The organism is bacterium, assembly GCA_026416715.1.
Classification (GTDB): domain Bacteria; phylum UBP4; class UBA4092; order JAOAEQ01; family JAOAEQ01; genus JAOAEQ01.
Window position 1 is genome coordinate 1 of sequence record JAOAEQ010000001.1, and the last position, 14,636, is coordinate 14,636.

10 protein-coding genes and 1 pseudogene are annotated in these 14,636 nt (G+C 41.5%); 4 read left to right on the plus strand and 7 right to left on the minus strand.

Annotated elements, in window-relative coordinates; translation table 11 throughout:
• Positions 1 to 569: 569 nt before the first annotated feature.
• The 4 genes and pseudogenes from N3A72_00005 to groES all read right to left on the minus strand — a co-directional run bounded on the left by N3A72_00005 (position 570) and on the right by groES (position 3,302).
• Positions 570 to 662: pseudogene (locus N3A72_00005) on the minus strand (prepilin-type N-terminal cleavage/methylation domain-containing protein).
• Between the two features lie 172 nt (positions 663 to 834).
• Entirely contained in the window at positions 835 to 1,131 is a 297-nt protein-coding gene (locus N3A72_00010; protein MCX7917994.1) for a zinc ribbon domain-containing protein, read from the minus strand.
• Between the two features lie 117 nt (positions 1,132 to 1,248).
• Positions 1,249 to 2,880, minus strand: a complete 1,632-nt coding sequence (groL, locus tag N3A72_00015; protein MCX7917995.1) for a chaperonin GroEL — start codon at positions 2,878 to 2,880, stop codon at positions 1,249 to 1,251.
• 128 nt (positions 2,881 to 3,008) lie between these two features.
• A complete protein-coding gene (gene groES / locus N3A72_00020) occupies positions 3,009 to 3,302 on the minus strand; it encodes a co-chaperone GroES (protein MCX7917996.1) in 294 nt (97 codons plus the stop codon).
• Between the two features lie 673 nt (positions 3,303 to 3,975).
• Between groES and N3A72_00025 the strand changes: the two genes are divergently transcribed.
• From N3A72_00025 to N3A72_00035, 3 genes are all read left to right on the plus strand, one after another.
• Positions 3,976 to 5,076: a DUF1460 domain-containing protein gene (locus tag N3A72_00025; GenBank protein MCX7917997.1), complete on the plus strand. Its 1,101-nt coding sequence runs from the start codon at positions 3,976 to 3,978 to the stop codon at positions 5,074 to 5,076.
• Positions 5,077 to 5,193: 117 nt separating this feature from the next.
• The gene (locus tag N3A72_00030) at positions 5,194 to 6,189 is read left to right on the plus strand and encodes an MBL fold metallo-hydrolase (protein MCX7917998.1); all 996 of its coding nucleotides are present in this window, start codon (positions 5,194 to 5,196) and stop codon (positions 6,187 to 6,189) included.
• 99 nt (positions 6,190 to 6,288) lie between these two features.
• On the plus strand, positions 6,289 to 6,864 hold the full coding sequence (locus N3A72_00035) for a nitroreductase family protein (GenBank protein ID MCX7917999.1): 576 nt from the start codon (positions 6,289 to 6,291) through the stop codon (positions 6,862 to 6,864).
• A 152-nt stretch (positions 6,865 to 7,016) separates the two neighbouring features.
• On the opposite strand, the gene N3A72_00040 is transcribed toward N3A72_00035, so the two are convergent.
• The 3 genes from N3A72_00040 to N3A72_00050 form a co-directional block, all read right to left on the minus strand.
• Positions 7,017 to 10,112, minus strand: a complete 3,096-nt coding sequence (locus N3A72_00040) for an efflux RND transporter permease subunit (protein MCX7918000.1) — start codon at positions 10,110 to 10,112, stop codon at positions 7,017 to 7,019.
• A 119-nt stretch (positions 10,113 to 10,231) separates the two neighbouring features.
• Positions 10,232 to 11,425, minus strand: coding sequence for an efflux RND transporter periplasmic adaptor subunit (locus N3A72_00045; protein ID MCX7918001.1), 1,194 nt, complete (start codon positions 11,423 to 11,425; stop codon positions 10,232 to 10,234).
• Positions 11,426 to 11,531: 106 nt separating this feature from the next.
• A complete protein-coding gene (locus N3A72_00050) occupies positions 11,532 to 12,881 on the minus strand; it encodes a TolC family protein (protein MCX7918002.1) in 1,350 nt (449 codons plus the stop codon).
• A gap of 258 nt (positions 12,882 to 13,139) precedes the next feature.
• On the opposite strand from N3A72_00050, the gene lysS reads away from it, so the two are divergent.
• A complete protein-coding gene (gene lysS / locus N3A72_00055) occupies positions 13,140 to 14,612 on the plus strand; it encodes a lysine--tRNA ligase (protein MCX7918003.1) in 1,473 nt (490 codons plus the stop codon).
• Positions 14,613 to 14,636: the final 24 nt, after the last annotated feature.

Here is a 14,636-nt window from a genome sequence, read left to right on the forward strand (position 1 = left end):
GTCCCTACTTCAATCAACTAATTATTGATAATTTCGTTTGCGATTCCGTTCGGATAATCGAGTTTGCCTGGTCCGCCGAATCGAATAATATCTCCATTACTAATGGTTCCATTCGTCGGGTCATAATAGTTTGGCCAACCTGTTACCCCTGAAGACCATGGTTTCCAAGTTCCATAAGGTGAATCCCATGATTTTGCATAGTCTTGCTTTAAATCTGGACCCGCACTCGACATTCGCCACGCTCGACCCCAAGTATGCCCACCCCATGATTGTCGTGGATTTGACGAAACATCAATAAAATACTGTTCATCAAAATAATCATAGGTATCGTAGATAAACGGGTCTCGTGCTGGGTCTGGGAACGGATCTTTTGGTACGCGAGTAATATATGCTACTGGTGTAGTAATCGCCCAGAACCGCCAGCTACACGGTCTACCTTGAGGGGTAGAAGGAGTCCAACGATAACTAGGATAACAGTTATAATCGGTATAATAAGCTTCGCAACCAGTAGCAAGCGTCTTCATTTCACCTTTGGCACGGGATACTTTCGACCGAGTCTGTGCAGCGAGAAAGTTCGGAATCGCAATTGCCGCTAAAATCGCAATAATCGCTACGACAATTAACAACTCAATTAAGGTAAATCCATATTTTTGTTTATGCATGTTTGATTTCACCTCCTTTTTGATATAAATTCTGTTTCGGATTTCAATTTATAACTATAGCACTTTTAATTAAATTAGTCAAGTAGGAAAAGATATTTTAGGGGGTAATCTGATAAATTCGGATTATTCCAATATTGCAGAGATAAAAGAATAATCAATCGAGGAGGAAGATTTACTCCGATTTCTTTTGAGAGGTTTCTTTCTGAACTGAAGAAGTATCAGCGGATTTACTTGATGAAGAAGCATCGGTTTTTTCTGCGGAAGCTTTCTTTTTATAATCTTCGCTACGATAATCGGTAATATAGAAACCGCTACCTTTAAAAATAAATCCTGCTCCCGGACTAATCAACCGTTGAACTTTTCCGTTCCGTTTACATTTCGGACAAGTTCGAATCGGTGGTTCCGTTATTTTTTGAAATTCTTCAAACTTATATCCGCAATGTTCACAGAGATATTCGTAGGTTGGCATATGAAAAACAGTCCTAAGTTCTAAGGCATTCGTCTCAACCACAGACGATACCCTAGAACTTAGGACGAACTTATCTACTTACGAATTTTGATGCGACTTTTGCCGCCTTTTAACCTTTTAATACATATCTCCGCCGTAACCGCCGCCATGTGGTGGCATCGGTGGTTTCTCTTTTTCCGGTACATCAGTAACCAACGCTTCCGTAGTCAGCATTAATCCCGCGATACTCGCTGCATTCTGCAACGCAGTTCGGGTAACTTTCGTCGGGTCAATAATCCCTGCAGCAACTAAATCTTCAAATTCGATTGTTTCCGCATTAAATCCAAAGTTTCCTTTTTCACTTTTCACTTTTTCAACGATAACTGACCCTTCTTGCCCTGCATTTTCTGCTAACTGACGTAACGGTTCTTCAAGCGCCCGTTTAACGATTTCAACTCCGACTTTTTCTTCACCGCTCGCTTTAACTTTCTCGAGCGCTGGTAAAGTGCGTAAATATGCTACTCCACCGCCAGGAACAATCCCTTCTTCTACAGCAGCGCGCACCGCATGCAAGGCATCTTCAACCCGCGCTTTTTTCTCTTTCATTTCAGTTTCCGTTGCCGCACCTACATTGATTACCGCAACACCTCCTGCGAGTTTCGCTAACCGTTCCTGAAGTTTTTCACGGTCGTAATCGGATTTGGTATCTTCGATTTGCATCCGAATTTGCGCAATTCGTCCTTCAATATCAGCTTTTTTCCCAGCACCTTCAACGATGGTGGTATTATCCTTATCGATGGTGATTCGTTTCGCACGACCGAGGTCTTCTAACTTAACATTTTCAAGTTTGATCCCTAATTCTTCACTAATCACGCGACCTCCGGTTAAAATCGCGATATCTTCCAGCATCGCTTTCCGTCGATCACCAAATCCAGGCGCTTTCACCGCCGCACACGCTAATGTTCCACGAATCTTATTCACCACTAATGTCGCTAACGCTTCTCCTTCAACTTCTTCTGCAATAATCAGCAACGGTTTCCCACGTTGCGCGATCTTCTCTAATAGCGGCAATAAATCTTTCATCACTGAAATCTTCTTTTCGTGAATGAGAATATACGCATCTTCTAATACCGCTTCCATTCTTTCCGGATCCGTCACGAAATACGGTGAAATATATCCACGGTCAAACTGCATCCCTTCAACAACTTCCAGCGAAGTTTCCATTGCTTTTGCTTCCTCGACGGTAATAACCCCATCTTTCCCGACTTTTTCCATCGCATCCGCTATCAGGTTCCCGATTTGGGAATCGCCATTCGCTGAAATCGTTCCAACTTGAGCGATTTCTTTCTTGCCTTTGGTTGGAATACTTAACTTCTTTAATTCCTCTACAACTGCTTCAACAGCTTTATCAATTCCGCGTTTTAACGCCATCGGATTCGCTCCCGCAGTAACGTTTTTCATTCCTTCTCGATAAATTGATTGCGCTAGTATGGTTGCGGTTGTTGTTCCGTCACCAGCGACATCTGAGGTTTTACTGGCAACCTCTTTAACCATCTGCGCACCCATATCTTCAAATGGGTCTTCTAGCTCAATTTCTTTCGCTACGGTTACCCCATCTTTGGTTATCGTTGGAGAACCAAATTTCTTATCCAGCACGACGTTCCGCCCTTTCGGACCTAGGGTAACTTTAACGGCATCCGCCATTTTATCTACTCCACGAAGGATCGCGCGTCGTGCTTCATCGCTATAAAGCAACTGTTTTGCTGCCATAACCTTTCCAACCTCCTTGTTAGATTAAACCTCCAAATCCAAAATTTACACTCCAAAGTCCAAATAAATCATTTTAATCCTTGATTGATTAAGTGATTTATTTGACATTTGGATTTGGGATTTTCCATTTATTCTATGATTCCTAAAACATCTTCTTCCCGCATGATGAGATATTCTTCATCACCGAGTTTAACTTCATTACCTGAATATTTCCCGAATAGGATTTTATCACCTTTTTTAAGTTCCATCGGGATTTTCTTGCCGGAATCATCAACTCGACCCGGACCAACCGCAATCACTTCACCCTGTTGCGGTTTTTCTTTTGCGGTATCCGGAATAATGATTCCGCCTTTTTTAACTTCTTCTTCTTCAATTCGTTTGACCAGAATACGGTCACCTAATGGTTTTATCTTAATTGCCATAATGTTCTTCGACTCCTTTCCTCAAAAATTTTTTAGCGTAACTAGGTTTGGTTAGTTCAAGGTTGGGTAATAATGAATTCACCTCCTTTTCAACACATAATTTATCGTTGTAAATAATAACTATTATGGTATTGATTTATCTAGGGTTATGTTTTATAGATATTATTGAGACTGGCTATATAATAAGAAATGGCGTACCATTGAAAAGCAACTTCTATGCCGATAAAAAATAATTTATTATTTGCCTAGGGTAATCTTGTTCATGCATTTAATAAACGATTGAATTTATTGAGTATTATAGTTGACCAAGTTATTGTCAAATTTTTATAACTTTTTTTCATGGTCGAAAGATACTGTTGCGACTACGCCATTTTGGCACGAACGCCCAGACAAGTGCATCCTATTCTCTGTCATATTGGCTATTGTATCTGATTTATACTGGAGAGGAAACGGAATTGAACTGATCAATTCCGTTCCAAAGCCGTTTGATGTAAACAATGCTTAATAAAATGATATTGATTTTTTTCCATAGAGACGCCAATCTTACTTATGATGAGAAATAAGTCACATACTTTATTGGTTTTTTGAAAAGAAAATTATAGAATATAATAATTCTGATAATTAAATATTGTGCTACAATATTACCCAAAACTGTTAAGAAAGGAAACTGTTTATGTTTCGGAATTACCCAATGTATCTATCAGTATTTACGTTCTATTTCATTTTTCTTGGTTTGAGCTATAGTATCGCAAAAACGAAAATAACTCTTACTGAACAGGATAAACTCATTGCGCTTGAACTGAACATCAAACCGGATAAACTCGCTGAATTAAAAGCAAAACCGATGTATAAATTTTCAGAGAAAGATTTAGATATTTATCTCGGGTATATCCAAAAAGCGGAACCGAACCTACGTAATCGCGTTGTCCATCTTGGCCGGAAAAATATCGGACAACCATATAAAATATATCTACTCGGTGAGTTCCCGTTCGAACTCTATGATGCTGACCCGATGTATTGCTTGAAACAGAGCGATTGTGTCGTTTTCTCTGAGCATACGTATGCGATGGCGTTAGCGAAAAACTGGCGTGAATTTTTCGTTCTCTTGCAACGGATACGATACAAAAATGGCGAAATCGGTATGCTTACTCGTAACCATTACACGGAAGCAGATTGGGATATTAACAACTCTTGGTTGGTAGAAGATATCACGGAAGAATTGGTCGGGAACCGAGCGGCAACGTTCTCTGCGGATATCAACCGGGCAGCATTTTTCGAAAAATATCATATCGGACAAGATATTCCGATTCAGAAATTTTCAACGAAATATATCCCCTGCGAACTTATTCCGGAAGTTCTTGATAAATTGCAAAACGGCGATTTCGTTAATGTGGTTCGTGGTTACGATGCCCCGAGTTGGGTCGGCCATACCGGATTGATCGCTATCGCTCCAGATGGCACAGTCGATTTCCTGCATTCAACTCCACCGAAAGTAACTGAACAACCGCTATTAGAATATATGAATAAAGCGGTTAGCCGCTGGGCTGAAATTGATAAACATAACGCGTATGTTGATGAAATGAAGAAAAAAGGGATAACCTATGAACGGAAAGGGTTTTTCCGTAAAAAAGTAGCATTAAAAAAACAAGCGAAATTATACGGATTCAAATTTTTACGGCTGCGCGATAATCCGCTTGATGAACTTCGTAAACTCGATGGAGCTGATACTCCTCGAGTGACTGCACCATTAGGATTATTGAAAAACCATGAATAATGCTAAGCGTTTTTTACAGACGAATTTTTTTGCGCGCTTTGCGATTTGCTTTCTTATATAATTTAACCGCAAAGAACGCAAAGTATATGCGCAAAGTTCGCAACGTAAATCTTATCAATGAAATTAAGTCATCGGATTGAGTGGGATAACGGGGTTCATATTAATGGATTAAATTTAGTGCTGGATGCAACGAAATCGGTTCCGTGTGCATTCGTTTCCCATGCGCATACTGACCATTTCGCTAACCATGGATCGATTCTCGCTTCTGCACCAACCGCGAAACTTTGCGCCGCCCGACTGAAGTCGAAATCACGCCTACCGAAATTTAAGGAAATGAGATATAACCATCCTATCTTGTTTCATGATACCCACGTAGAACTACTTCCTGCAGGACATATTCTCGGTTCATCGCAGATTCGAATTACTTCAGGAAATCAAACGCTACTCTACACTGGCGATTTCAGATTATATCCGAGTTTAACCGCTGAACCGATTATCATCAAATCGGCGGATATTCTGGTTATGGATGCAACCTATGGTGACCCGATGTACATTTTCCCTCCCCGAGAAAGAGAATTGATCCGATTAACGAATTACCTTGATACCTGCTTATCGCATCACGTTACCCCGGTTCTATTAGCGTATACGCTCGGGAAAGCGCAGGAGATACTTAAATACCTTGGCGATATCGGCTATCATTTAACTGTCCACCCTAAAATTGCAGAGTTAGCTGATGTATATACCCAATTCGGAATCACGTTTGCACCCTATAAGAAATTGAATGAAAAAACAGTCGCTCTACCCAACCGAGTTCTACTTGTTCCACCGAATGGGCAGAAGAATGAACTCGTTGGTTCTATTCGGAAGAAAAGTGTTGCAATTCTTACCGGCTGGGCAGTAGATGATTCTGCAAAATATCGCTATCACGCCGATGAACAATTCATTATTAGTGACCATGCAGATTTTCAAGAACTGATTGATTTCGTTCAGTTGGTTAATCCGCGATTGGTTTATATCTGTAATGGAGAAAAGAATTTCGTTAAATATCTCAGAAAATTAGGATTCAATGCTCAACTGCTGGAACGAACTAGACAACTGAATCTATTTGAATAACTTAATAGCGAATATCTCGAATGATAACTAATAACGCGAACAATTACTCATTCAATAGAATCGTTATCGTTCGAGTTATTCGTTCATGGGAGGTTACCAATGAATGTTTACGAAGCTATAATCAATCGCCGGTCTATCCGCCGGTATCAGCAGAAACCGATTGATGAAACGATTCTCGAAAAACTGGTTAACGCTGCGCGATTAGCGCCCTCCGCAGCGAATTTGCAACCCTGCGAATATATTATTGTTCATGATAAAGCTATTGTTGACCAAATTTTCCCTTGTTTAAAATGGGCGGGATATATTGCGCCGGCTGGCAATCCGCCGGAAGGAGAACGACCAGTAGCATACATCGTGGTTCTCTTAAATCGGAACTGGCGAAAAGAAGGCGGTGAAGTTGATGCAGCCGCTGCAATCGAGAATATCCTGTTAACTGCGCTTGAAGAAGGCATTGCTTCCTGCTGGATTGTTTCCGTTGATAAACCGAAAGTCCGGCAAATTCTCAATGTTCCTGATTACTGCGATATAGATTCAGTTATTGCGCTCGGCTATCCGAATGAGAAATCGGTTGTTGAAGAAATGACTGATTCGGTTAAATATTGGAAAGATGATTCTGGGATATTCCACGTCCCCAAGCGGAACCTGAACACTATCCTGCACAAGAACAAATATTGAGTAGAAGCCAGGAATCCAGGCAAGTAACCATACAAAAGGTTCCATTAGCAATGCTCAATTAAAAAAATGAACCTGGAGAATTGAATATTTACGGCGCATATCGTCGAGGATTCCCGGATTCACCCTATATTAAGGTTAGTTTTATGTTTTTCTTATGCCATGCTTTCGTGGTCAGCAACAGGTTTTCTGCGGAAGTGCTGGAGGAATCTTCCGAACTTCTTACTAAATGATTCCATATAGATATAAAACACTGGGGTGATATAGAGGGTAACGAACTGCGAGAAGATTAATCCACCAACGACCGCGAGCCCGAGCGGCTGTCGGGTCTGACCACCGGCACCAACCCCAAGCGCTATGGGCAGCGTGCCCATTAACGCACACATCGTGGTCATCATAATCGGTCGGAACCGAATCAAACAACCCTGATATATCGCTTCCGCTGGGGTTTTCCCCTGAGTTCGTTGCGCTTCTAATGCAAAATCAATCATCATAATCGCATTCTTTTTCACCAAGCCAACCAACATTATCACACCGACAAACGAATAGATGTTCAGTTCAACTCCGAATAGTAATAGAGTCAATAACGCACCGATTCCAGCAGATGGTAACCCTGATAAAATCGTTATCGGATGTGCATAACTTTCATACAGTATTCCCAAAACGAGATAAATCACTAGAATTGCCATAACCAACAATATCCCTAACCCCTTCATCGACGACTGGAACGCTTGTGCGCTGCCAGCGAAATTGGTGCTGATTGAATCAGGTAAAACTTGTCGCGCCGCCGCTTGCACCTTATCCACCGCTTCACCTAAACTCACGCCCGGTTTTAGATTGAATGAGAGTGTTACGGAAGGTAGCTGCCCAGCATGATTGATTGATTGTGGACCTAACCCTTGAGATACATTCGCTACCGCATCTAACGGAACCAGATTTCCATTACTCGACCGAATATAAAGCATCGATAACGATGAGGGGTCGGCTTGATATTGGTCTTCGATTTCCATAATCACTGGATAATCGTTATTCGGTGCGTAAATGGTTGAAATCTGCCGAGAGCCATATGCGGTATAGAGCGTCTGCTCAAGCTGGTGCGGAGTTATTCCAAGCGCCATCGCTTTGTCCCGATTAATCTGAATATTCAGTTGTGGATTTCTTAACTGCAAATCACTGGCTACATCTTCTAATTCTGGCATCATTTTCAGCCGCTGCTCGAATAAACTTGCATAATAATAGAGTTCTCTGGTATCCGGACTCTGGAGCGTAAATTGATAGAGACTCCGCGAAGAAATACCACCGATTCGAATCGGAGGCGGATTGGTAAGATAAACTTTAATCCCGGGAATTTTCGCTAGTTTCGGCCGGAGTTCTTGAATAATCTGGTCAGGGGTAAGTTTCCGTTCTTCTCTGGGTTTCAGTCGCATCGAAATCCCGCCGGAATTACCGCTTACCCGTGACATAAATCTATCGATATTCGGATTGTTGCGAATAATATCGACTACTGCTTGTTGATGTCGTACCATTTCAGGATATGGTATTCCTTGCATCGCTTCAATAGATGCGGTTATCATACCGACATCTCCACTCGGAAGAAATCCTTTTGGGATAATGATAAAGAGGTACACGGTAACTATCAGCATCAATAGAGCCGAGATTATAGTTGCCCGTCGATATTTCAGCACAAGTTTCAAACTCCAATCATACGCATTCAACATCGCTTTAAATGCTTTTTCAGATGCAATAAATAGCCGGCTATGTTTCATCTCTCCCGGTGGACGGAGAAATCGACCGCTTAGCATCGGGGTTAACGTTAACGAAACAACCCCGGAAACGAGAATCGCTGAAGTGATAGTCACGGCAAACTCGTGAAATAATCGCCCGATAATCCCACCCATGAAAAGGATGGGGATAAATACCGCAGCGAGCGATAGGGTCATCGAGAGAATCGTAAACCCGATTTCTTTCGACCCTTTAAACGCTGCTTCTAACGGTTTCTCTCCTTGTTCCATATGCCGCACAATGTTTTCTAGCATAACAATTGCATCATCCACCACGAATCCGACTGATAGCGTTAATGCCATGAGCGACAAATTATCTAAGCTATATCCGAATAGATACATCACCGCAAACGTTCCGACAATTGATATTGGTAGTGCTAGACTCGGAATAATTGTTGCGGATACATTCCGTAAAAAGAGAAAGATTACCAGGATAACTAGGAAAACAGTCAGGGTTAGTGTAAATTTAACATCATTAACCGATTCTTTGATTGACTCCGAGCGGTCATAGAGAATTTCCATATTGACTGAAGCTGGGATATACTGGCGTAATGTTGGCAGCAATTCTCGAATTGCATTTGCTACTTCAACCGTATTCGTTCCCGGTTGACGTTGAATTGCGAGAACGATTGCGCGTTTATCGATATACCAAGCAGCGGACCGTTTATTCTCTACACTATCAACGACCTTCGCAATCGCTTCTAAACGGACAGGACTTCCATTCTTATACGTTACAATAACCGGACGATACGCTTCCGCTTCTGTAATCTGCCCATCCGCTTCAATAGTCAGTGTCTGCTGGGCGCCATAAAGGGTTCCGGTAGGCATATTTACGTTTGCTTTCTGTACTGCGGAGACAACTTCATCAATCGCAATACCTTTTGCCGCCAGCAATTGCGGAGCAAGTTGAATCCTGACCGCATATTTCTGTCCACCGTATACCATAACTTGGGCAACGCCATTCACCATTGAAAGACGTTGCGCTAAAATGGTTTCTGCATATTCATTGAGCATATACAGCGGGAGTGTGGACGAATATAATGCAATCATAACAATCGGCGCATCCGCTGGATTAACTTTTTGGAACGATGGCGGGGTCGGCATTTCGGACGGAAGCGACCGAAGTGCACGAGATATCGCCGCTTGTACATCTTGTGCCGCAGCGTCAATATCTCGACTTAAATTGAACTGGATGGTTATTTGAGTATTCCCCTGCGAACTAACGGAGTTCATTGAATCTATTCCTGCGATAGTCGAAAACCGTTTCTCTAATGGGGTAGCAACAGACGCCGCCATCGTTTCCGGACTGGCACCGGGGAGACTTGCAGAAACCTGTATTGTCGGGAAATCTACGTTCGGTAGGTCGCTTACTGGCAACGACCGATACCCGATTATGCCAAATATCATTATTCCGAGCATAACCAGACTGGTCATTACCGGCCGACGTATGAAAATCTCTGAAATGTTCATTAGAAAACCAAACGCTAAATGCAATCTTCGCTAGACTAAAGTTAAAAATGCTCTGCTATTTTATGCACTTAGCGCACTTATCTTTGCGTTTTTGTAGGTGAAAATTCTTAATTTTAAATTTATTTTTTTATTTCTATTTTCGCGCCAGGTGTGAGTCGTAACTGCCCATCAGTTACTACAATTTCCCCCGGTTGTACTCCTTGTTCAACAACCGATTCCGAACCATATCGCCGTCGGACGACTATCGGCCGTAATTCAACCGTATTATCCGACTTAACAATATAAACAAATTGCCCTTCTGGACCAGTTTGAATCGCTTCGTTCGGAACCACTACCATATTTAACTCCGTTGTCAGTGTTAGAATTACATCAACAAACTGCCCAGGCCAAAGGCGGTGGTCAGCATTTGGAAATATCGCTTTCAACCGAATCGTTCCCGTTGTTCGGTCAATCGCATTATCAAGGAAACTTAACGTTCCGGGTACCCGATGCTTCGCTTCGTTTTGGATAACTGCTTCTACGTTCAGCTGTTTTAATCGCATATATTTTTTCAATTGCGATAAATCCTGTTCCGGAAGAGCGAACGAAACATATATCGGATTCACCTGATTGATAGCTACAACTGGTTTATCATTGGCTTTTACAACCGAACCCTGATTGATTAAAAGACTACCGGTGCGACCGGAGATTGGCGAACGAACATAACAATATCCGAGTTGGATTTTCGCATTTTCTACTGCTGACCGAGCTGCGTTAATCGTCGCTTCTGAAGTCTTAATCGCAGCACGGTCGGCTTGCAATGTTGCTAATAATGATTCTACGTTGGTTTTCGTCTGGTCATACTCTGCTTGGGTAATCACACCGGCTTCCAATAATTCCGCCGCTCGATTGAGTTCAACCTTCGCATTCTCAAATTGCACCGAGTCCCGAATATAATTCGCTTCCGTTTGCGCATGTTGTGCAATACTTCGTTCAAGTTCAGCTTCAGCTTGTTTCAGCGCAAGTTGATACGGTTCAGGGTCAATGATAAATAATAGGTCACCTTTTTTAACCTCTTGCCCTTCTTGAAATTTCACCTGGAATAATGTCCCACCAACTTGGGGAACAACGGATATCGTTGAATATGATTCTACACTTCCAATTGTATTTCGTTGCAGCGGAACATCTTTTCGGATAACCGTAGCTACAGTTACCGGCACCATTTCAGGATTTTTTGGTTTTTTCGATTTTTCTGATTTACCACAAGAGTATAAAATCAAAAGGAGAGCTAACCCAACGACTGCAAAGCATATCCGTACTATGAATTTATGCATAAAATATATTCTCCACACTTGTTAAATTCCACTCCGCCGTAGCGGATAAATAAATGCTCATACCCGATGTTTAAGTCTTTTGTAAATAATAAAGCTTATCTGAAATTCATTTAGAACTTTGCGATTGGATTTGGACATTTGCTTTGCCCGTATCGATTCCCATTACTTTTTTCAACTTGGCGATTGCTACAATGTAATTATAGACCGCAGTTGCATAATTCGTTTGGGCGGTTGTTAAGGATAATTCTGCATCCGATACTTCCAAACTTGTTGCCCGGCCGACCGCAAAACTTTTCTGCGCCATTGAAAGCGATAATTTTGCTAATTCGACTGCTTCTTTTGAAGCGAGAATCAATTCTTTCTGCTGATTCAATTCTAGGAGCGCTTGTTCAACTTCAGTTTGTGCAGCGGTTACTCCTTGGGCATACGCTAATTTCGCTTGATTGAGTTTTGCGGTTGCTTCTCGAATCTGTCCGGCGATATACCCACCATCGAGAATCGGTAGATTGAATTTCAGATTTACTGACCAATCCTGGATATCATTCGCTTGTACGCCATCATATTCGGTATGTTCAATTGAATATTCGGCACCAAGAGTTATATCAGGGAAATATAACGATTTTTTATACCGTAGATTCATTTCATAAAGTTTTACGCTTAGCAATAGGCTTTTTATATCCGGACGGTTCTCCTGGGCTAGATTCCATGCGTTTTCAAACTCAGGAAGTTCTATCGGTTCTTCTAATGTCCCAATTAATGTAAGTGGAGTATTTGGGGGAAGATTCAATAATTGATTGAAGTTTTGGCGAGATTTAATTAACGTATTTCTTGCGGAAATCAACGCAGGTTTCCGATTTGCTAAATCTACTTTCGCGCGCGCGACGTCAGCTAAGGTATTAACTCCTTTATCAAACCGGATTTGTGCTGTTTGAAGATGTTCTTGTGCGGTTACAACCGCAGATTCGTTTACTTTAACCAATTCTTCTTGAAGGAGGATTGCATAAAATGCAGCGGTAACGTCATAGGTAATGGTTAGTTTCGATTGGGCTAATTCCATTTCTTGTACTTGGATGTTGTATCGCGCGATAGATTGCAAATAATTCTGTTTGTGGAACAAATCAAGCGATTGCGCCGCTTGGAATGCAGAGTACGCTCGATCACCGGTTCTTCCAGCATTCCCGGCGATGCTATCCAAATGTTCACCTACCGCAGTTAAATCTAGTTGTGGTAAAGATGTTGACCGAGTTTGCTGAAATTGCGCTTTAGCCGCAAGCACCGCTTCGCGCTGCTTCTGAAACTCCAAATTATGCTCAAGTGCATAGGAAATTGCTTGGTCTAGGGTAAACGAAGTCGGTAAGTTTTCCGCACTATACCCAAAACTTCCAAATAAAAAAATCAGCACCAAGGTTAATTCTCCAGTACAACGTTTCACTAACAATTTCAGATTATCTACCATAGTATTTGCGATAAAAATTAAATTTAGAGTTTATTATACCATAAGACGAATTGGTACCTCGGATGGTTCCTTTTTAAGGTTGTTCGGTAACCTATGCCATGGCAAAAGTGAGACCATTTATTTTTGTTTAACTGTAGATTACCTTGACAAAATACTGCATTGAATGAAATGATAATTATTCTATAATATATTTCAACTACACAATGAATTTTGCACATTTGTAAGAAATGATTTGGGTATCTACCGCTAACATTCAATATGAGCATAAGTGATATATATCAAAAAAAATTGCAGTTATGGCAGAATTGGGGCATTGATCCCTATGTACATAAGTATGACCGCAGTCATACCGCACGAGACATTATTAATAGCGCACAAGAATTCGAACAGTCCGGCGCCACAGTTTCAGTTGCCGGTCGATTACTCACTTTCCGGACACATGGGAAAAGTTGTTTCGGTCATATTCTGGATAGTTCTGGTAAAATCCAGATTTATGCCCGATTCGATGACCTCGGTGAACTGCAATATCATCAGTTTAAACATCTCGATCTCGGCGATATTATTGGCGTAAAAGGAACGGTATTTAAAACCCATACTGGGGAAATAACGATTCGCGTTAGTTCCTATACGCTCCTCGCAAAAGCATTACTACCGTTACCTGAAAAATGGCACGGATTGAAAGATATTGAAACCCGGTATCGACAGCGATATCTCGATTTAATTTGTAATGAATCGGTCAGACAGACTTTTTTAATCAGAACGAAAATTATTGCCGCAATCCGAGAATTCCTCGATACCCGTGGCTATCTTGAAGTAGAAACTCCGATGATGCAACCACTTTTCGGCGGTGCCACCGCTAAACCGTTCAAAACGTTTCATAACGCATTATCGTTACCGCTCTATCTGCGGATAGCACCGGAATTATATCTCAAGCGGCTGGTAGTGGGTGGATTTGAAAAAGTATACGAAATCAACCGCAATTTCCGGAACGAAGGAATATCAACGAAACATAATCCTGAGTTTACCATGCTTGAACTCTACACGGCATATTTCGACTATAATGATACAATGGATTTAACGGAAACGATGGTTAAGTTTGTTTGCCAGAAAGTGCATGGTACACTCCAAATAACGTATCAAGGAAAACCAGTTGATTTAGCGTCGAGTTGGGAACGATTAACGATTCTGGAAGCAATCCAGAAATATACCGGTATTGCTTTTGATTGGAAAGAAAATATTGAATCGGTTAAACAAAAAGCTCTTCCACTTTGCGGAATCCCAACCGAATTAAAAACAACCGATGAAATTATTCTACATGTTTTTGAAGAAACGGTTGAAAAAAAACTCATTTGTCCGACATTTATTAAGGATTATCCGGCGTCATTATCTCCATTGGCAAAAGCCCACGATGCCAACCCGCATATTGCAGAACGATTTGAACTATATATTGCTGGCCAGGAATTGGGAAATGCCTATTCGGAACAGAACGACCCTATTCTACAACGAAAAGCGTTTGAAGACCAAATTGCTGCACATCCAGGAAGTGAAGAAATTGAACCGGTTATTGATGAAGATTATCTTCGCGCATTAGAACATGGGATGCCACCAACAAGTGGGCTTGGTATCGGGATTGACCGACTGGTAATGCTATTGACTGATAGCGCATCGATTCGAGATGTGATTCTATTCCCCTTACTTAAACCAGAATCATACGAACCGGACAATCGGTGAATCGGTGAATTAGTGAAGCAACAC

What these genes read in the sequence shown, in the direction of transcription:
- N3A72_00010 (MCX7917994.1), bottom strand. Translation starts at nt 1,131, where the DNA reads ATGCCAACCTACGAATATCTCTGTGAACATTGCGGATATAAGTTTGAA.
- groL (MCX7917995.1), bottom strand. Translation starts at nt 2,880, where the DNA reads ATGGCAGCAAAACAGTTGCTTTATAGCGATGAAGCACGACGCGCGATC.
- groES (MCX7917996.1), bottom strand. Translation starts at nt 3,302, where the DNA reads ATGGCAATTAAGATAAAACCATTAGGTGACCGTATTCTGGTCAAACGA.
- N3A72_00025 (MCX7917997.1), top strand. Translation starts at nt 3,976, where the DNA reads ATGTTTCGGAATTACCCAATGTATCTATCAGTATTTACGTTCTATTTC.
- N3A72_00030 (MCX7917998.1), top strand. Translation starts at nt 5,194, where the DNA reads ATGAAATTAAGTCATCGGATTGAGTGGGATAACGGGGTTCATATTAAT.
- N3A72_00035 (MCX7917999.1), top strand. Translation starts at nt 6,289, where the DNA reads ATGAATGTTTACGAAGCTATAATCAATCGCCGGTCTATCCGCCGGTAT.
- N3A72_00040 (MCX7918000.1), bottom strand. Translation starts at nt 10,112, where the DNA reads ATGAACATTTCAGAGATTTTCATACGTCGGCCGGTAATGACCAGTCTG.
- N3A72_00045 (MCX7918001.1), bottom strand. Translation starts at nt 11,425, where the DNA reads ATGCATAAATTCATAGTACGGATATGCTTTGCAGTCGTTGGGTTAGCT.
- N3A72_00050 (MCX7918002.1), bottom strand. Translation starts at nt 12,881, where the DNA reads ATGGTAGATAATCTGAAATTGTTAGTGAAACGTTGTACTGGAGAATTA.
- lysS (MCX7918003.1), top strand. Translation starts at nt 13,140, where the DNA reads ATGAGCATAAGTGATATATATCAAAAAAAATTGCAGTTATGGCAGAAT.